Origin of the sequence: Thiorhodococcus fuscus (assembly GCF_042682685.1) — a bacterium.
GTDB lineage: Bacteria > Pseudomonadota > Gammaproteobacteria > Chromatiales > Chromatiaceae > Imhoffiella > Imhoffiella fuscus.
Window position 1 is genome coordinate 92,867 of sequence record NZ_JBHUHX010000039.1, and the last position, 17,833, is coordinate 110,699.

At 56.6% G+C, this 17,833-nt stretch carries 18 protein-coding genes; 13 read left to right on the forward strand and 5 right to left on the reverse strand.

Annotation, left to right across the window (positions count from 1 at the left end; translation table 11 throughout):
* Window positions 1–28: 28 nt before the first annotated feature.
* The 5 genes from ACFSJC_RS14045 to flgA form a co-directional block, all read right to left on the reverse strand.
* A complete protein-coding gene (locus ACFSJC_RS14045) occupies window positions 29–343 on the reverse strand; it encodes an EscU/YscU/HrcU family type III secretion system export apparatus switch protein (RefSeq protein WP_386027602.1) in 315 nt (104 codons plus the stop codon).
* Window positions 340–2,118, reverse strand: a complete 1,779-nt coding sequence (gene fliK, locus ACFSJC_RS14050) for a flagellar hook-length control protein FliK (RefSeq protein WP_386027604.1) — start codon at window positions 2,116–2,118, stop codon at window positions 340–342. Before fliK ends, ACFSJC_RS14045 begins: the two co-directional genes overlap by 4 nt.
* Before the next feature lie 295 nt (window positions 2,119–2,413).
* Entirely contained in the window at window positions 2,414–2,890 is a 477-nt protein-coding gene (locus ACFSJC_RS14055; protein WP_386027605.1) for a flagella synthesis protein FlgN, read from the reverse strand.
* Between the two features lie 145 nt (window positions 2,891–3,035).
* On the reverse strand, window positions 3,036–3,338 hold the full coding sequence (gene flgM / locus ACFSJC_RS14060; RefSeq protein WP_386027606.1) for a flagellar biosynthesis anti-sigma factor FlgM: 303 nt from the start codon (window positions 3,336–3,338) through the stop codon (window positions 3,036–3,038).
* 104 nt (window positions 3,339–3,442) lie between these two features.
* Entirely contained in the window at window positions 3,443–4,228 is a 786-nt protein-coding gene (gene flgA, locus ACFSJC_RS14065; RefSeq protein WP_386027607.1) for a flagellar basal body P-ring formation chaperone FlgA, read from the reverse strand.
* Between the two features lie 156 nt (window positions 4,229–4,384).
* On the opposite strand from flgA, the gene ACFSJC_RS14070 reads away from it, so the two are divergent.
* From ACFSJC_RS14070 to flgL, 13 genes are all read left to right on the forward strand, one after another.
* On the forward strand, window positions 4,385–5,314 hold the full coding sequence (locus tag ACFSJC_RS14070; RefSeq protein ID WP_386027631.1) for a chemotaxis protein: 930 nt from the start codon (window positions 4,385–4,387) through the stop codon (window positions 5,312–5,314).
* Window positions 5,315–5,477: 163 nt separating this feature from the next.
* Window positions 5,478–6,290: a CheR family methyltransferase gene (locus ACFSJC_RS14075; protein ID WP_386027608.1), complete on the forward strand. Its 813-nt coding sequence runs from the start codon at window positions 5,478–5,480 to the stop codon at window positions 6,288–6,290.
* Between the two features lie 118 nt (window positions 6,291–6,408).
* Window positions 6,409–6,813: a flagellar basal body rod protein FlgB gene (gene flgB / locus ACFSJC_RS14080; RefSeq protein WP_386027609.1), complete on the forward strand. Its 405-nt coding sequence runs from the start codon at window positions 6,409–6,411 to the stop codon at window positions 6,811–6,813.
* A gap of 3 nt (window positions 6,814–6,816) precedes the next feature.
* Window positions 6,817–7,236, forward strand: coding sequence for a flagellar basal body rod protein FlgC (gene flgC / locus ACFSJC_RS14085; protein WP_386027610.1), 420 nt, complete (start codon window positions 6,817–6,819; stop codon window positions 7,234–7,236).
* A gap of 17 nt (window positions 7,237–7,253) precedes the next feature.
* Window positions 7,254–7,967, forward strand: coding sequence for a flagellar hook assembly protein FlgD (locus ACFSJC_RS14090; protein ID WP_386027611.1), 714 nt, complete (start codon window positions 7,254–7,256; stop codon window positions 7,965–7,967).
* A gap of 208 nt (window positions 7,968–8,175) precedes the next feature.
* Window positions 8,176–9,576, forward strand: a complete 1,401-nt coding sequence (gene flgE, locus ACFSJC_RS14095; protein ID WP_386027612.1) for a flagellar hook protein FlgE — start codon at window positions 8,176–8,178, stop codon at window positions 9,574–9,576.
* A gap of 97 nt (window positions 9,577–9,673) precedes the next feature.
* Complete coding sequence (gene flgF, locus ACFSJC_RS14100) at window positions 9,674–10,417, forward strand: flagellar basal-body rod protein FlgF (protein ID WP_386027614.1); 744 nt, start codon at window positions 9,674–9,676, stop codon at window positions 10,415–10,417.
* Between the two features lie 29 nt (window positions 10,418–10,446).
* Window positions 10,447–11,238 carry a flagellar basal-body rod protein FlgG gene (flgG, locus tag ACFSJC_RS14105; RefSeq protein ID WP_386027615.1) on the forward strand — a complete coding sequence of 264 codons (792 nt, stop codon included), beginning with the start codon at window positions 10,447–10,449 and terminating at the stop codon, window positions 11,236–11,238.
* Window positions 11,239–11,258: 20 nt separating this feature from the next.
* A complete protein-coding gene (gene flgH / locus ACFSJC_RS14110) occupies window positions 11,259–11,948 on the forward strand; it encodes a flagellar basal body L-ring protein FlgH (protein WP_386027616.1) in 690 nt (229 codons plus the stop codon).
* Between the two features lie 32 nt (window positions 11,949–11,980).
* A complete protein-coding gene (locus ACFSJC_RS14115) occupies window positions 11,981–13,168 on the forward strand; it encodes a flagellar basal body P-ring protein FlgI (RefSeq protein ID WP_386027618.1) in 1,188 nt (395 codons plus the stop codon).
* Between the two features lie 6 nt (window positions 13,169–13,174).
* Window positions 13,175–14,215 carry a flagellar assembly peptidoglycan hydrolase FlgJ gene (flgJ, locus tag ACFSJC_RS14120; protein ID WP_386027619.1) on the forward strand — a complete coding sequence of 347 codons (1,041 nt, stop codon included), beginning with the start codon at window positions 13,175–13,177 and terminating at the stop codon, window positions 14,213–14,215.
* A gap of 81 nt (window positions 14,216–14,296) precedes the next feature.
* The gene (gene flgK, locus ACFSJC_RS14125) at window positions 14,297–16,492 is read left to right on the forward strand and encodes a flagellar hook-associated protein FlgK (RefSeq protein ID WP_386027620.1); all 2,196 of its coding nucleotides are present in this window, start codon (window positions 14,297–14,299) and stop codon (window positions 16,490–16,492) included.
* A 15-nt stretch (window positions 16,493–16,507) separates the two neighbouring features.
* A complete protein-coding gene (gene flgL / locus ACFSJC_RS14130; RefSeq protein ID WP_386027621.1) occupies window positions 16,508–17,809 on the forward strand; it encodes a flagellar hook-associated protein FlgL in 1,302 nt (433 codons plus the stop codon).
* The last annotated feature ends 24 nt before the right edge of the window (window positions 17,810–17,833 follow it).

A 17,833-nucleotide genomic window follows, 5' to 3' on the forward strand; every position in this document is an offset into this window, starting at 1 on the left:
GGCTGGCCGCTCTCTCCCACACAGAGACTCACGCGTCTTGAGAAGGGGAGCGCAGGTCCGGTTGGCGGGGGTCGATGCCTTCCAGCATGAAGATGAAGGCGAGCACCTCGGCGACCGCGATATAGAGTTCTTTGGGGATTTCTTCGCCAACGGGGATCTGGGCTAGCGCCTCTACGAGGGCCGGATCCGATTGCAGTGGAATGTCATGGGCTTCGGCGATCTGTAGGATTTGCTCGGCTGTGGTGCCGCTGCCTGTCGCTGTGATCTGTGGGGCGCCTTTCCCATCCCAGCGCAGTGCGACCGCCTTCGACGCAGCGAACAGGCTTGGTCTCTTTTCCTTCATGCGTGATCGTCTAGTAGGGGCGATCCGGAGTCCCTGACTGGATCGGTGGTCGCTTCTGGGCGATAGCTGGCATGTAAGCTGCCCACATCGAGTTCTCTTTCCTTCAGTTGGGTGCGGAGCTGCTCCAGGTGACGTTGCAAGATCTCCGCTCCCTGGCGATTCTCGCTGTTGAGAGAGGCGTTCAGCCGCCCACCTCTCAGATGCAGATGGATGTTGAGTGGCCCGAGTTTTTGCAAGTCGAGTCGAAGTTTCATGTCCCAGCCAGGCTCCTGCTCCCGGGATTTTCCTTTCTTGCGTCGGATGTCCGCCTGGATCGCCATGACCCTGTCTTCCATTCTTAACGGCAGTTCTAGAACCCAGCGGGGTTCTTGCGGATCTCGATCCAGGGATTGCAGCTGTTGCGTGACCACCTGTTTGATCATTCCATCCACGTCACGGGCGAGCGAGCGCGATAGATGTTCGTCGAATGGATGTCGAGCTTTGGGCGTCGGATCTGCTTCGTTGACCGGTAAGCGCTCGGCAAGATTTTCTTGCCTTGCCGACGGTATGCGTTTGTTTGTGTTTTCAGCCGATTCGCTAGGCCCTAACGCTGCGGAGCGGTTTCCTGTCGCGGGGCGAGCTTGATCGCTCCCGTTGTCTAGCGATTCATTCTTGGTGCCCTTCGTTTCGAGTGTTATCTGGCGCTCTGGGGCGAGCTTTTGGTCGATTTCTGGATCGACGGAGGTTCCGGTCGGGTTTGAAGATGTCGACTGACTCAGCTGGGGGGGCGTGTATCCAGGGCGGCCTTGGGTGTTTGGTTTTTGCGTGATCGCCTGTTTGATGATTTCGAGTGCGTTTCGTGTGAGAGCCTGGAACAGGTTTTCCTCGAATGGGCGTTGGGCTTGTGTCGTTGCGGCCTCTTTGGTAAGCGTTGAGTGCCCAGCCGGGTTTTGGTTTCTGGAAACGGCTTGGTTATCTCGATTCTCCGTTGGCGTGTTCCCTGCGCGGTTCGTATCGAGTGAGGGTTGGACGCCTAGAGAGCGGGCGTCGAGGTTCGCGTGTCTCAGTCGATTGGCGACCAGGAGCAAGCGCGCTTTGAGATCATGCTCGATATTCTTGCTCTCTTCTGGGTCCAATGCGGTTCGCGCCAGTGTCGCTTCCAGCCAGATTCCAGCCCCTGCGATTGCCTTGCTGAGACGACTGGGATCGGTTAGATCCGCTGGGCGGGCGAGTCCTTCGAGAATAGACTCGAAAAGTCGGGTCACCGATGGTGGGCTGGCTGTGACCGGTTGAGTGTGCGTCTGAATTTGCACCTGGGCTTGCTTGGTCAGCCAGGTCTCAAGTGTCTTTGCAAGTGGCTGCGACTGAGGCAGATGGTGTCGGAGTTGCGCGTCCAGCCATTGAGGTGTGCCGATGTTGGGGTGGGATGCTATGCCTTCCGTTCTGGTGCTTGGGTTGGTTGGCAGCTTCAGGACGAGCGCTGGCGTGACACTCACGACATCGGCGACCAGCCGGTTGGTGCTGGGGCGAGCGGCGGATCCGGCCGCGCGATTTTCGTGGGGGGCTGTGTCGAGGATCCGTGCCTGGATAGGTTTGGACCAACCGTCGTTGGCATCCGTTAAACGGACTCGAACGTTCGTCATGCCGGAGGACAGCTGCCCGGCGAGTTGGATCTCGAGCCGGGCTCCGATCGTGATGGTGTCCGGCAGTTCGGTACGACTGGGCTGCGTAGCTCCGGTCGTCGAGCTGGCAATGCCCTTTGCGGTCGTAATGGTGGGAGGGATGGGCGGATTCATGGAATGGCTTCGATATCGATCACAACATGTGCGGCCTTCGCCTACTGTTCGAGATCTCAGCCTCCAATGCGTCGTGCGTTCCTTTGATCCTGGCGGGGTGATGTCTTCGATGGCAAAGCTAGCGTAGCGGAGACGAAGTCATTGTTTGGTTGGAGATGGCCACGGATCGTTCGATGTGGCCGAGCTGGCTAGGCTTGTGCGTCTCTGGGGACTTCATGCCGATCCCCGTATTGTCGAATACTGACTCCTGCGTCTCAATGCCTGATCTTTTGGGAAGCATCCGGGTCGGTGACGCTCAGGCACGGCTAATAGTGCGACTCTGGTGTGTTGGCGACGTCGCGCGCCCATAGGGGTCATAGGTGGTCGATTGGCCGTCGTCTCCGCAGAGGAGTCGCAGCGACATGGCGACGCGCTTCCGGCCGCGTTCGATCAGGCGACCATTGGCGTCGTTGAGACGGTCGCAACGCTCGATCGTTGCTCTCAATGCCGACCAGCGATTCGATAGGTCATTGCTTGGATCAAGGTCTCGGAAGAATAGCTCGATGCCCGCCAGGGTGAAGGCATGATTTGCGCTCTCCACCCAATGCTTTTGCTGGGTCGTCTCCTGCTCAAGACGTTCGATTAACAGCTGTTTCTCGGTCAGAATGGGCTGCAGTCGATCGACATGCCGCGAGGCCAAGATCTCGGTCTCTTGAAGCATCAGCCTCTCCAGTTTCTGCATGAGTTGCAGCGACTGCTCGATCGATTGTGAGAAAGCGGTGATCTGATCCATTCAGGTATGCTCTTCGAGTGATGCGTACGTTATCGGCGTCGCTTCTAGCCCATGTGCTCGTCGGGCGGCCGCAAAGTTGTTTCGAGAGGTTGCGTGGACCGATTCATCGCCTTATGCCGCTTCGGTTTGTGTTGCGCTGCCTGGATCAGGCCAGACTCTCGGCATCGAGTATGCTTTCGGCCAGTCGTGTGTTATCGATAGGATAGCTGCCTTCGGCGAGCGCGGCCTTGATGCTCTCGACCTTGTCGCTGTCATAAGGCACCGTTTTGGCACCCTCCATCGCGGCGTTCAACACTCGGGCCGTTTGGGTGATGGTTAGCGAGTCGGTGGACGGACTGTGGGCTGCATCGGATTGGTTGGAATCTCTGTTGCCGACACGCGTGCTCGACCCTGTGCTCGTTGCTTCAGGCAATCGGGTGCTGCTAGATAGAAGATTCTTGATGTCCATGGGTCGATCCGAGTCTTTTAAGGTGCTTGCCTGAGATATCGGCCGCAATTGGAAAAACTGTAGAGCAAATGCCATCTCAGGTCGATAGAGACGCAAAACTCGGATCACATTGTGATATGCACCCCACCCGTAGGGTCGATGATGCCTTCGACGATGCGTTTCGACGAACGGTTGCGAACCCGAATGCGCTCTCCTTCCTGGCCGTCTTCCAGCGCAATACCCTTCATGCGCACGGTCAATCCTGGGCGTGTCGCGTAGAGTGTCACCAACTGCCCGCGCTCGACCAGGCGCGGTTGGGTCAGGTGCCCGGGTAGAACGACTTGTCCAGGTGTCAGTGCGCGGCGCGTTTGCAGCCCGACGACCGATTCAAGATCCGAGAAATATCCTCTGCTCAGTCTGGACATCTCGGTACGCTCGATGCGCAGATCACTGGGTTGGATCGCCTGTTTATTGGAAATCGGGCGTGCCACGATGACGGCGTCGGCATAGCGCTCGATCGTGACGGGGACGAAGATCGACCAGGAGACGGGCGCGTTGCAGCGGACATTTACTGTTGTGTTTCCGCTGGTTCGACCACCTGGTGCCATCTGCGCCGTTGGCGGATGGGCGCAGCGTCGAAGCTGTAGGCGGCTATCCAGGCGGCCGATCTCGATGCGTGTATCAGCATTGCGGTCTGTCGCCAAGGTTTCGGTGAGAAAGGCGCGCGCGGACTCAAGGATGCGTTCCAGAGGCTCTGAGTCGTTGTCTGCGACTGTTGCTAACGGCAAGGCCGTAAGGACAAGGAAGAGCAGTAGCCGGTGCATCTGGCGATGGAGCGGTATGGACGACTGATCGTTGATAATCCTCATCGGCTGGTGCCTGGCTAGTGGAGTTATGCCGCAGTAATGCACGAATTACGCCGACTGATCGACAAATCCGCATCATGCCTGTCTCTTGAAGTCGCTGGGGTGGGCTATCATGCTGCTAGACTATTTAGATCCAACCAGATTTTAGACCCAATCCGATCAGATCCAAACCATGGCCGATTTCGAGTAGGAGGCGGAGGGATGAGTCAGTTTATTGACGATGTCGATCAGCGAACCCGTTTAGTGGGGCAGAACCGCATGGAGCTCCTGCTGTTCCACCTGGGGGGTAAGCAGACATTTGGCATCAACGTCTTCAAGGTTCGAGAGGTCATCGCTAAGCCGAAGCTGATGCATCTCCCGGGCTCCAGCCCGGTCGTCACCGGCGTGGCCAATATTCGCGGACGTACGGTTTCCGTCATCGATCTTGCCCATGCGATCGGCTTTGCTCCTCAACCCGTTGACGAGGCGCAGGACGCCAAGGTCATCGTGACCGAGTTCAACCGCTCGGTCCAAGGTTTCTGGGTTTCGGCGGTCGATCGGATCGTCAACGTGAGCTGGGAGACCGTGAAGCCGCCACCTCATGGAACCGAGCGCGAGAGCTATCTGGTCGCCGTTACCGAGGTCGACCAGCGGTTGGTCGAGATCATCGATGTCGAGCGGGTGTTCGCTCAGGTCAATAAGCTTAAGGTCGATGTATCGGAGGAGATGCAGAAACAGGCCGAGGCGGTGTCGCATGATCGACGTATCCTGATCGTCGACGATTCGCTCGTAGCGCGCAAGCAGGTCGAGCGTGCCATCGTGGAACTCGGTTTCCGCACCGAGACGCGTTCCGACGGTCGGGCTGCCTTGGAGTTTCTTGAAGAATTGGTAGCCGAGGACGCCGTGGATGCCTCGATCGAGATGGTGATCACTGACATCGAGATGCCGCGCATGGACGGCTATACCTTGACCCGTAAAATCCGGGAGAATAGCAAGCTCAAGCACCTGTGTGTCATTCTGCATTCGTCGCTGAGCGGTCAGTTCAATGTCGATATGGTCAAACGGGCCGGGGCCGATGATTTTCTCGCCAAATTCGACCCTGACGAGCTGAGTGCGACGGTGCTTCGATATGTCGATAGAACTGAAAACTGACTGAGAATGCCTTTGGATCCGCTTCGGATGACAAACGAGCCTGCGGAACGTGTCACCTTGATGCCCTCGGGATTGCGGTGGCGTTCGCGAGCGGGAAATTGGTTCGTCCGCACACACCCGGAGGTCGATGATATGGGTCCAAGAGCTATCGCAAGGTTACGCCGTGATTGATGCGCAGGATTATGCCGAGTTTGCCCGGTTCCTTTCGGAATGTTGCGGTTTGGTGTTGGGCGAGAATCGTCAGTATCTCGTCTCAAGCCGCCTGTCGCGTCTTCTGGACGAATTTGGATTCAAGGATGTCGGAGCGTTGCTGAAATCGTTGCGGCAGACCAAGAATCCAGCGCTCAAGTCGCGGGTTATCGACGCGATGACGACCAACGAGACATCTTGGTTCCGGGACGTTTATCCCTTCGAAATCCTGCGTCAGGTGGTGCTTCCCGAATTGGCCGCCAAGCAGAAGCCGGTCAAGATCTGGTCCGCCGCCTGTTCCAGTGGGCAGGAGCCCTACAGCATCTCGATGGTAGTCTCCGAGTGGGCGGCGGCTTTCCCGCTCAAGAATGTCTCCGTCAGTATTTTGGCGACCGATCTGTCGGAGAGCGTCTTGAGCGAGGCGCGTACCGGTCTCTACGATGGCCTGAGCATCGTTCGTGGCTTGAGTCCCGAGCGCCGTCAGCGTTTCTTTGAAACGGTCGAGAACGGTCACCGGATCAAGCCGGATATCCAGCGACGGGTGCGGTTTCAAAAGCTGAACCTCATGGATTCTTACGCGATGCTCGGTAAATTCGATATCGTGTTTTGCCGAAACGTGCTCATCTATTTCTCCGCCGAGACGAAACGTCGGATATTTGACGGCATTGCGCGCCAAATGGATCCGGGCGGCTATCTCTTCGTTGGCGCCTCTGAGGCAGTGGGCTCCTATACGGACGCCTTCGAGATTATCCGCGTCCCACAGGGCACTATGTTACGTCGCCGTTGAGGGTGCGTTCCCCTCTCGCTGGGAATTCCTGCTGGGCCCCTTCCCGATCTCCTGAATTTTGGTTATGGCATGCCGGTTGCTAATAGCTAGATAAAGCTATTTGCGGGATCTGCATGCCATGAGCCTCTCAATCGACAAAGCCCTCGGTGTTCTTCCAGCGGCCGTCAAGCTACAGGCGCGTCGTGCGGAGCTGCTTGCCTCCAATTTGGCCAACGTCGATACGCCCGATTACAAATCACGTGATTTCGATTTTAGGGCCACGTTGGCAGCGATCGAGGGCAAGAATGACGTCTTGCCGCTGGAGCGGACACAGTCGTCTCATATTCCTCTCAGCTTTCCCGACGAGAATACACATCCGGAGCTGCTCTATCGCATCCCCGCCCAGCCCGCGCTCGATGGCAATACCGTAGATCCTCAATTGGAGCGGGCAGCCTTCGCCGAGAACACCATGCTGTATCAGAGCTCGCTTGAATTTCTGGATCGGCGTGTTTCCGGTATTCGTTCCGCTTTGAGGAAGGAGTAACCCATGAGCAATCTGTTTAGTGTGTTCAATACCTCCGCCTCGGCCTTGACCGCGCAATCCGTGCGGCTCAATACCGTGGCATCTAATATGGCGAACGCGAATACCGTCGCATCGAGTCCTGAGGCGGCCTATAAATCGAAGCAGGTATTGTTTCAGACGATGTTGGATCAAGAGGATCCCGATGGCGTCGCTATGCCCGTTCGCGTCTCTGGAATCCTCGACTCGGATGCGAAGCCGTTTCCCTCTTACGAGCCGAATCATCCCCAGGCAAATCAGGATGGCTATGTCTTTCACGCGGCCGTCAATGTCGTCGAGGAAATGGCTAACATGATGTCAGCCTCAAGAAGTTATGAAGCGAATGTCGAGGTGATGACGACCACGCGTGAGTTGCTTCAGCGCACGCTTCAGATTGGAAAGGGCTAGAGCTAGAGGCGGATATTATGACTCAAGTAGACAGTGATTATCTGCGTAGCTTGGGGTTGACTGGAAGCAACACTGATGCCTCGAATACCTCAAGTACGGGTAGTTTTTCGAGGGCGACAGGTAGCGGTCAGAGTGATCTTGGACAAGAAGAATTCCTCAATTTAATGATTACTCAGATGACTCATCAGGACCCGATGAGTCCGATGGAAAATACGGATTTCATCGCCCAAATGGCACAGTTTTCGAGTCTGACCGGTATCAAAGAGTTGACGAAGTCATTCGAAACGCTGTCGCAGAGTCTGTTGCAGGGCCAGGCACTGCAAGCGGCTGCATTGGTTGGAGGAAATGTCTTGGTTCCCGCCGATTCCGCAGAATTGGAAGAGGGCGAAGGGGTCGATGGGGCGATCAGTCTCGAATCCAGCGCGCAGGATGTAACAGTGAATATCTATGATGCTGGTGGTCAGTTGGTTCGGGCTATCGATCTCGGGACGCTGAGTGCGGGACTTCAGGATTTCTCTTGGGATGGCTATGCGGAAAATGGCGAGGCGGCTCCTGCGGGAACCTATACCTTCGAGGTGACGGGGCAGACCGATGGGAAAACGGAGGCGTTCGTACCGCTTCTTGAGGGGGAGGTTCAGAGCGTTTTCACCGATAGCGTAAATGGAGGCTTGATCTTGAAGCTGAAAGAAATTGGGAATGTTCGTTTTAGCGATGTGTTTCGTATCGGCTAAATCAATCCTCGTTGCTGCTTCCGTCTCGTGGGAGGCGAGATCCTGTTCGATCTGGTGTCTTGATATTGGCTGGCATGACCTAAATTGATTGAGCGTAGGGTTGCGTGAGATTTAAAAATGTCGCCCGTATCGGTTGAGGCCGGAAAACTGCGTTGCGCTCCGGCGCTCATTACAAATCAACCACTGAAAAACATGAAGGAGTAACCTCATGCCTTTTAATATTGGATTGAGCGGATTGAATGCGGCGGCGGCCGATCTCAAGACGACCGGTAACAATATCGCGAATGTTGCGACCACTGGCTTCAAGCAGTCGCGTTCCGAATTTGGCGATATATTCACTCGCTCCTACGGAACTATCAGTCGGACCAATACCGGCGCCGGCGTGCGGGTCGTTGCGACGACGCAGCAATTCACTCAGGGAACGCTTGAGTTCTCTGGAAACAGCCTCGACCTGTCTATCACCGGCCGCGGGTTTTTCGTTCTGAACAGTCCGGGAAGTAACGATAACACCTATACCCGTGCTGGCGCTATTCAGGTAGATAATGAGGGGTATCTTGTCAATAATGGCGCGCCGCCGTTACGTATTCAGGGTTTTCCGCCAGTTGATCCGAGTGACCCGAATAGTACCTTTAGGACTGGGTTGCTGTCCGATATGCAGCTCAATCTGGGCGATTCGCCACCGAATGCGACGGCTGATGTTGCTGCGCAGCTCAATCTGCGCTCGGATGTCGCGACGCCGATCGATAAAACGTCTACTGCGACACCGCCAGACCCCATCGATCCAACGCTGATCGGGCCGGGCGGATTCGAACCCGATGACCCCGATACCTACAATTTCTCGACATCGACTACGATGTACGATTCGTTGGGCACGCCGCGCCCCGTGACCATGTATTTCATTAAGGATGACGCCACGGGGCCTCGCTCATGGCAAGTCCATGTGCAAATGGATGGCGCGATCGATCCAACCATTTTTCCGACCGGATCTCCAATTCCGATGTCTTTCGATACGAATGGCCTCTTGGACGAGACTGCGAACCCTCCGTTCGCCGACCTCGAGTTTGACATGACAAACTATAATCCGGCGAATGGCGCAACGCTTGGTGTGGATGATCCGACTACGCCGATCACACCTCCTCTTCCTCTCACCCCAACCATTCCCGGTAACAACATCGTTCATTTCGATTTCAGTGGAACGACCCAAAACGGGCAGAAATATGCGGTGACAAGCCTGGAGCAGGATGGCTATACCACGGGCCGCATCACCGGGGTCGACGCCGACGAGGAGGGCGTGCTGTTCGTCCGTTATTCCAATGGTCGGGCGCTGCCTCTCGGTCAGGTGGCGCTGGCCGATTTCGACAATCCGCAGGGACTCCAGCAGATCGGCGACACCTCCTGGGCCGAGACTACGGCCTCTGGCAATCCAGTGATCTTCTCACCCGGTACCGGCAGCCTGGGCAACATCCAGGGTGGTGCGCTGGAGACTTCGAATGTCGATCTGGCGACCGAGCTGGTTCATCTGATTACCGCTCAGCGCAACTATCAGGCGAATTCGAAGACCATCAGCGCGGCCGACACCATTACCCAGGCCATTCTGAATATCCAATAACCTGTTCATCCGGTCTCGTCGCTGGACGTCGCGGGTCGATCCGGCTGCCGGAATCGCCCGCGCGGCCTGATCGGTCAGCCCACCAGGAGCCGACACCATGGATCGTTTTCTCTATCTTGCGATGTCCGGCGCCAAGGAGACGGCCTACGGGCAGGCCATCAACAATCACAACCTGGCGAATGCGACGACCCATGGGTTTCGCCAAGCGCTCGGGGATGCCTATACGGTTCCGGATCGTGGCCCCGTGTATGACTCGAGGGATTACGTTCAGGTCAGGGACGAGGTCATCGACTTCAGCCACGGGGCCCTGCAGAGCACCGGGCGTGATCTCGACCTCGCGATCGAAGGCGAGGGTTTCCTCGCCGTTCAAGCCCCGGACGGTGGTGAGGCCTATACGCGCGCTGGCAATCTGCACATCGACACGACAGGCATCCTGCGCACGGATCGCGGCTTGCCGGTTCTGGGCGACGGCGGAGGGCCGATCGCCATACCGCCCAACGAGAGCTTGCTGATCGGAACCGACGGCACCATCACCATTCGCCCCCTGGGATCCAATCCGAATGCCTTGGCCGCCGTCGATCGGATTCGTCTGGTCAACCCCGATCTCGCGACCTTGAAGCGTTCGGAGGATGGCCTGATTCGTGCTGAGAATGGTCAGGCGCCGCCGGCTGATGCCAATGTTCGAGTCATCACTGGCATGCTGGAGACGAGCAACGTCAATACCGTGGCGGCGCTGACCCGAATGATCGAGCTGTCTCGTCATTTCGAGACCCAGATCAAGATGATGGAGACCGCCAACAACGTTGAGAAGACCCACAATCGTTTGCTGGCTAACAGTTGAGCGCCGCCTGAAATGCACGGAGATCGATCATGAATCAAGCCCTTTGGATCGCCAAGACAGGCCTCGATGCTCAGCAAACCCGTATGTCGGTGGTCTCGAACAACCTGGCGAATGTCAATACCAACGGCTTCAAGAAAGGGCGCGCCGTTTTCGAGGACCTCATCTATCAGACCGTTCGGCAACCGGGTGCGCAGGCGACGCAGGAGGCACAGTTGCCTTCGGGACTGATGCTCGGTGCGGGTGTGCGTACAGTCGCGACCGAGAAGCTGTTTGGGCAAGGCGGGTTCGTTCAGACCGAGAACTCGCTCGACATGGCGATCGAGGGCCGCGGGTTCTTTCAAATCCTCATGCCCAACGGCGAGTTGGGCTATACCCGTGATGGAACCTTCCAGCTCAATGCGAACGGGGAGGTCGTGATGTCCAACGGCTATGCCTTGCAGCCAGGTTTGGTGGTTCCGGAGAACACCCAAGCCATTACGGTTGGCAAGGATGGTACGGTGACGGCCCAATTGCCCGATCAGGCCGCTCCGGTTCAATTGGGCAACATTCAACTTGCGGATTTCATCAATCCGGCCGGTCTACAGCCGGTGGGAGAGAATCTCTATTTGGAGACGGCCGCATCGGGTGCCGCTCAGCAAGCCAATCCCGGTCAGAACGGTGTCGGAAGCGTCCTACAGGGTGCTCTGGAGACCAGTAACGTCAATATGGCTGAAGAACTGGTCAACATGATCGAGACCCAGCGCGCCTATGAGGTGAATTCCAAGGCCATCGCCGCAGCGGATTCCATGCTGCAGTTCGTTAACAACAACCTGGCCCGCTAGTTGCGCGGGGGAAGGCGGTCATGAAGCGTTTTACGAGTCTCCTCTTGGTTGCGATGGCGAGTCTACCGCTCGGTGCTTGCGGTACCCTCAATCCGCCGCGTCCTGGAGATTCGGCCGAGTATCGCCCTGTGGCGCCCATCGCCCCCGTTCCCGCCGGCGCCAACAACGGGGCCATTTTTCAGGCGTCCCAGGCTCAAGGGCTGTTCGAGGACTACAAAGCGCGTCGGGTCGGCGATCTGGTGACGGTTGAACTGGTCGAGAAGACCGATGCCAAAAAATCGTCGGCGACCAGCACCTCGAAGGATTCAGGGCTCGACATGAGTCTTGGCGATATCTCCGTGGCTGGGCGCACCTTGGCCGGTGCCGACCTGCTGGCCGCTTCGGGAAACGGCTCGCGGACCTTCGATGGGGCGGGTGACTCCAGCCAAAGCAACTCGCTGACCGGGGATATCACCGTGACGGTCGCCGAGGTCCTGCCTAACGGCAATCTGGTCATTCAAGGCGAGAAATGGCTGAGCATCAATCAGGGGTCGGAATACGTGCGGCTGCGCGGCATCATCCGCCCGGTCGACATCTCCACCACCAACACGGTCCAGTCGACGCAAATCGCCAACGCGGAGGTCTCCTACGCCGGTACCGGTACGTTGCGCGACAGCAATGCGCCTGGTTGGCTGACCCGTTTCTTCAACAGTCCAATCTGGCCGATCTGACGCTTCGGTCTACTACTGAGCCGAGAATGTCGATGAAAAGAATCCAGTCCCTTGCACTTATCGCTTGCGTGACCCTCGCTGGTCTAGCTGGTGTTGTGCAGGTACACGCAGGAAATGGCGATCCGCTCGACGAATATGGACTGAGAACGGGATCGGGAGGGAATGAGGACCTGAGCCAGGAGCGCATCAAGGATCTCGCGACCATCGCGGGTGTGCGCAACAACCAACTGGTGGGCTATGGATTGGTCGTAGGGCTCAATGGAACCGGTGACCAGACGACTCAGTCGCCTTTCACGGTACAGAGTCTCAAAAATATGCTGGGCCAACTGGGGGTGACCGTGCCGCCCGGCACCAATCCCCAGACCAAGAATGTCGCCGCAGTCATGATCACGGCGGATCTGCCCGCCTTCTCCAAGCCGGGACAGCAGTTGGACGTGACGGTTTCGTCGCTTGGCAACGCCAAGAGTCTGCGCGGAGGCACCTTGCTGATGACCCCGCTCAAGGGGGCCGATGGACAGGTCTATGCGATGGCCCAGGGCAATCTCACTGTTGGTGGCTTTGGCGCCGACGGTGCCGATGGGAGCCGTATCACGGTCAATATACCGAGTGTCGGGCGCATCATGGACGGGGCAACGGTCGAACGCGAGGTTCCGAGTGGCTTCGCCAAGGGCAATTCGATGGTCCTGAACCTCAAGAAAGCCGATTTCACGACTGCCAGTCGCATGGCTGACATCATCAACCAGTATTTCGCCGACGACATCGCCCAGCCGGTCGATGCCACCTCGGTTCAGGTGCGTGCGCCGAACGATCCAGGGCAGCGCGTCTCTTTCGTCTCGCAGGTCGAGAATCTGGAGGTTGCGGTCGCCGAGCCGCCGGCGCGGGTCGTCATCAACGCGCGCACTGGAACCATTGTGATCGGCTCCGGCGTCAAGGTGCTTCCGGCAGCCGTTTCGCATGGCAACCTGACGGTCACCATCGCCGAGAATACCGGGGTCTCGCAGCCTAATGCGTTTGGTCAGGGGCAGACCGCCGTGGTGCCGCAGAGCAATATCGACGTTAAGCAGGACAACAATCGCATGTTCCTCTTTGCGCCGGGCACCTCTTTGGGCGATATCGTCGAGGCGGTCAACGAGGTCGGCGCGGCCCCGGGCGATCTCGTCGCCATTCTCGAGGCCTTACGCGAGGTCGGTGCGTTGCGGGCCGATCTAGTCGTCATCTGATTCGTCATGATTCCGGCCTCCAACATTTCCAGCGCGACCCTTGGGGCGGGACTCCAAACCGGCCTCGTCAGCGACCCGTCCAGCTATCAGGCGTTGGAAAAAACCGCCAAGCAGGGGGGGCAGGCCGGACTGGAGTCTGCGGCGAGGGCGTTCGAGGCGTTGATGGTCGGACAGATGCTGAAGCAGATGCGGGCCGCTTCATTCGGTGATGGGATATTCGACTCGGAGCAAACCAAGCTCTATCAGGATCTCTACGACCAGCAGATCGCGAGCGTTATCAGTCAGGGAGACGGGATGGGGATCCGCAAGGCCCTGCTGCGCCAGCTCGCACCCCAGTTCTCAGAGGATCCCGACGAGCGTGATCCGGGTTCCTTGCGGGTGCCCGAACGTAATAAGGCGCTGAAATCTGTTTTGCGTCATCAAATTGACGCCGGTTCCTCGGTGGATGCGGGCAACGTCGAAAAGGTGGCGTCAGGGATAGCCGACGGTGTGTCGGCCTCGGCCGTCGGCCAGTTAACGGGGCAGTGGCCGCCGACTGGTCCGGAAGACTTCGTCGCCTATCTGAAGCCCTATGCCGATCAGGCGGCCGAGGCGCTCGGAATGGATACCAGCATCCTGCTCGCCCAAAGTGCGCTGGAGACGGGGTGGGGCAAGCATATTCCGCGTCACGCGGATGGAAGCAGTAGCTTCAATCTTTTCGGTATCAAGGCGGATCGGAGTTGGAAGGGTGACCGGGTCAGCGTGGGCACTCTGGAGTATCGTAACGGCGTTGCGCAGCGCGAACAGGCCAAATTCCGTGCCTATGGCGATCCGGCCGACTCTTTCGTCGATTACGTCGCCTTTCTGAGGCGCAATCCGCGCTATCGTGAGGCATTGGGAAGTACCAATGCCGAGGATTTTATCCGTGGTCTGCAGGCGGCGGGCTATGCGACCGATCCGAGCTATGCTTCTAAAGTGCTTGGGATTCGTAACCGGGTGATGGCGCTCGGTGCTGCCGTCGAGGCTCAAGTCTCGGCGGACATGGCCGATAGTCCGAATGAGGGGTGAGCGGGATGTCAGGCATTTTTGGTGGATCCTGTCCCGACCGAATCCAGCGTTGCCTGGCCCTATCCTCCAAACGGTGATGTCATGAGCTTACTGGGAATCGCATTGTCCGGTATCCGGGCCTATCAGACGGGTCTGTCGACCACCGGGCACAACATATCCAATGCCGCCACCGAGGGCTACAGCCGGCAACGTGTCGAGTTTCAGGCCAATAAACCAGAGTATTTTGGTGGTAATTATATTGGGCGAGGAGTTCAGACCTCCAACATCCAGCGGTTGCAGAACGATTGGGTCGACACGGAGCTGCGGTCAAGTCGCACCGACAATGCCTATAGTCAGGTGGTGGCTGCATATGCCGAGGAATTGGATTCCTTGTTTGCCGATGAGAGTACCGGGCTTGAGCCTGTGCTCGAAAGCTACTTGAATTCTGCTCATGATGTCGCGAGCGATCCGACCTCCATGTCTTCGCGGACCGTGATGTTGGGGGACGCTGTATCGCTGGTGGAGCGTTTCAATTCCATTGCCAAGCAGCTTGAAGAGCAAAGGGCCCTGATCAACGACCAGATCGAAACCTCCGTGGATGAGATCAACGACTATGCGACGGCATTGGCCAAACTCAATGGAAGCATTGCTTCTGCTTCCGCAACGGGCCAGGCGCCGAACGACCTGCTCGATCAACGCAGTAATCTCCTGAATCAGCTTGCAGACAAGATCGATGTCAGTTTGGTCACTCAAGAAAACGGAGAGATCAATGTCTTCATCGGTAGCGGTCAGGCCCTGGTTATGGGGTCAAACTCTAGAGAGTTGGTTGTTGAGCATCTGTCTGGAGATTTGGTCAATCCTGACATTGGTATTAAGTCTCCGACAGATGGGTCCATTTCCAGGATAACGCGCTTCATCTCGGGTGGAGAGATTGGTGGTTTGTTAGACACCCGTGAGGACCTTCTCGACAGATCACAGAACGAGCTTGGTTTGATTGGCCTGAATATCGCCTCGGCCTATAACGAACAGAATCGGCTCGGTTTGGATATGGATGGTGAGCTCGGTCAAGATATCTTTAATATGCCAAAGGTTTCCGTTAACTTCGGGCAATTGAATACGGCCACTGGAATACCGGCGGTCACGATCGAGAAGGTCTCTGAATTGACAGCCAGTGATTATCGCTTGGTCTATGGCGGTACCGACTATCAATTGCAAACGATTCCGGATGGAACAGTCGTGGCGTTGACTCCCGAGGTGGCGGGGGCGGCTGGAGGCGGAAATACGGGTACGACGGCTGTCCCAGAAATTGAAGTCACGGATACCTCCGCCTTCGATACGGGTGGCTATCGTTTGGACTACGATGGTACAAACTATCAGCTGACGCGTTTGTCGGATAGCGCGGTGGTTCCACTAACGGCCGATCCGAGCAATCCGAATGTGCTGGTCGGCGATGGTATGAAGATCGATACCTCTGATCTCACTGGCGCCGCAGCACTCGATACGTGGGATATCCAACCGACTGGTGCCGTGATGGCTGATGGGCTCAAGATCGATGTCTCATCGATTAGCGGAGCCGATGCCGGTGACAACTGGTTGATCCGTCCGACCCGAAATGCCGCAAGCCAGTTGTCTGTTTCTATGACGGATCCGGCAGATCTTGCAGCGGCAGGTGCAGTCAAGGCGGAACCCAGCGAGCTCAATACTGGATCTGCTGTTATCGATAGTGTGCGTGCGCTTGATACCACGGACTCTGCGACCCTTTTCAAGGAAGCGCTCGTCACATATGACGCTGCGACAGGCTATTCGGTGAAGACGTTGGAGGATGTCGCGGGTGTGGATACGTGGGTTGATGTGGCGCCAGCGCCATTGATCAGCACAACCGATGGAATTACGACTATCAGTGCCAATGGATGGGAATTGACGGTTTCAGGAGCGCCGGCTGACCAGGATCGGTTTATCGTTAGCCGCAATGACACCTATGAAGGCGATAACCGTAACATGATCGCGATGGCTGATATTCAAGATCAGCGTCTAATCGAAGGGAAAACGACGATTCAAGGCGGGTATACCGACATTATTGCGAGTGTGGGCACTCAAACGGAACGGGCTCAAGTTATACGCGATTCGAGTGAAAATCTGCTCGCTTCTGCCCAGGCTCGGCGAAATGCACTATCGGGTGTCAATTTGGATGAGGAAGCGGCGGACCTGATTCGCTATCAACAGGCCTATCAGGCATCGTCTCAAGTGATTTCCGTTGCTAGAACTCTGTTCGACACAATCCTCAGCGTCGTCGGTTGATGTCTGGAGAAGATAATGCGTCTATCAACCAGTCAAATTTTCCAGTCCGGTCTCTCGGCGTTGCAGCGGGCGCAGTCGAATCTGAATCATACGAACCTTCAGATGGCGACCGGGCGACGGATTCTAACGCCATCCGACGACCCGAGTGGAGCGACCGTTTCGGTTCAACTGTCGGCGGCGATCAACTCGACGAAACAATACCAGCGTAATGTAGATTTGGCTCAGCCGCGCCTGGAGCAAGAGGAGGCGCAACTGGATGCCTATGAGAATTACATGCAGCGTGCGCGGGAACTGATCGTCCTCGGAAATAACGACAGCTATAATCAAGCGAATCGTATGACCTTCGCTAGCGAGATTCGTCAGCTGCGCGAAGGTCTTTTAGGTCTTGCTAACTCAAAGGATTCAAACGGCGAGTACCTGTTTTCCGGGACCGATTCGTTCGTTCAGCCCTTTGTTGTGGATGGAGACGGAAAAGTCTCCTATGTGGGGGCTGATGGCGAGGGTTCCGTGCGTAACGTAGCTATCAGCGGTACCCGGTCTATACAGGTCGGTGATACCGGGAAGTCGATTTTTATGAATATTCCGGAGGAGAGTGGAAAGCTGATCGAAGCGCTTCCCGCTGAAGACAATACTGGTTCGCTGGTTGTTAAGGGCAGTGAAGTCACCGATTACGAAGAATATGGGAAATCTGTGGATTATGGCCCTGGCTTTGAAGGACCTAATTCCGATAGAACTTTTAATATTGAGTTCAAGCTGAATACAGTGACGAACCAAATGGAATATACGGTCTTCGATGCTGCGAGTTCGTCTGTTGTTCTGGATAAGAGCAATCAACCGATCCAGGATGTAGTTTTTGATCCGGCTTTGCCTTTTCCTATCCAGTTCGCGGGTCGCAGCGTAACGCTTTCTGGTGTGCCCGAGGACGGGGATACGGTGACCTCTCGTCCGGCACGTTACGTCAGCATTTTTGACACCCTGGACTCGATCGCAACGGCGTTCGAGGCCCCTCTAGCTGCTGATAGCGCGGGCAGAGAGACTCTTTCAAGAGCGGTGGATATTGCGTTCAAGAATATCGACTCTAGCCTCGACCGAATGAATGAAGTGAGGACTTCTGTCGGTTTGCGGCTCAGCGCAATAGATGTTCAGACAGATCTGAATACTCAGCGGAATCTCAATCTTAATTCGACTCTATCTGATGTTCGAGATCTTGATTATGCCGAGGCAATTAGTAGATTTAAAATGGAGCAGGTTGTCCTGGAAGCCGCTCAGCAAACCTATACTCAGGTCACTAAGATGAGCCTGTTTGACTATATGTGATATAGTGTTTTGGTCGTGGTTTGT

Excerpts from the sequence above, each read along its gene's own strand:
- ACFSJC_RS14045 (WP_386027602.1), bottom strand. The coding sequence starts at position 343 with ATGAAGGAAAAGAGACCAAGCCTGTTCGCTGCGTCGAAGGCGGTCGCA.
- fliK (WP_386027604.1), bottom strand. The coding sequence starts at position 2,118 with ATGAATCCGCCCATCCCTCCCACCATTACGACCGCAAAGGGCATTGCC.
- ACFSJC_RS14055 (WP_386027605.1), bottom strand. The coding sequence starts at position 2,890 with ATGGATCAGATCACCGCTTTCTCACAATCGATCGAGCAGTCGCTGCAA.
- flgM (WP_386027606.1), bottom strand. The coding sequence starts at position 3,338 with ATGGACATCAAGAATCTTCTATCTAGCAGCACCCGATTGCCTGAAGCA.
- ACFSJC_RS14070 (WP_386027631.1), top strand. The coding sequence starts at position 4,385 with ATGAGTCAGTTTATTGACGATGTCGATCAGCGAACCCGTTTAGTGGGG.
- flgB (WP_386027609.1), top strand. The coding sequence starts at position 6,409 with ATGAGCCTCTCAATCGACAAAGCCCTCGGTGTTCTTCCAGCGGCCGTC.
- flgC (WP_386027610.1), top strand. The coding sequence starts at position 6,817 with ATGAGCAATCTGTTTAGTGTGTTCAATACCTCCGCCTCGGCCTTGACC.
- ACFSJC_RS14090 (WP_386027611.1), top strand. The coding sequence starts at position 7,254 with ATGACTCAAGTAGACAGTGATTATCTGCGTAGCTTGGGGTTGACTGGA.
- flgE (WP_386027612.1), top strand. The coding sequence starts at position 8,176 with ATGCCTTTTAATATTGGATTGAGCGGATTGAATGCGGCGGCGGCCGAT.
- flgF (WP_386027614.1), top strand. The coding sequence starts at position 9,674 with ATGGATCGTTTTCTCTATCTTGCGATGTCCGGCGCCAAGGAGACGGCC.
- flgG (WP_386027615.1), top strand. The coding sequence starts at position 10,447 with ATGAATCAAGCCCTTTGGATCGCCAAGACAGGCCTCGATGCTCAGCAA.
- flgH (WP_386027616.1), top strand. The coding sequence starts at position 11,259 with ATGAAGCGTTTTACGAGTCTCCTCTTGGTTGCGATGGCGAGTCTACCG.
- ACFSJC_RS14115 (WP_386027618.1), top strand. The coding sequence starts at position 11,981 with ATGAAAAGAATCCAGTCCCTTGCACTTATCGCTTGCGTGACCCTCGCT.
- flgJ (WP_386027619.1), top strand. The coding sequence starts at position 13,175 with ATGATTCCGGCCTCCAACATTTCCAGCGCGACCCTTGGGGCGGGACTC.
- flgK (WP_386027620.1), top strand. The coding sequence starts at position 14,297 with ATGAGCTTACTGGGAATCGCATTGTCCGGTATCCGGGCCTATCAGACG.
- flgL (WP_386027621.1), top strand. The coding sequence starts at position 16,508 with ATGCGTCTATCAACCAGTCAAATTTTCCAGTCCGGTCTCTCGGCGTTG.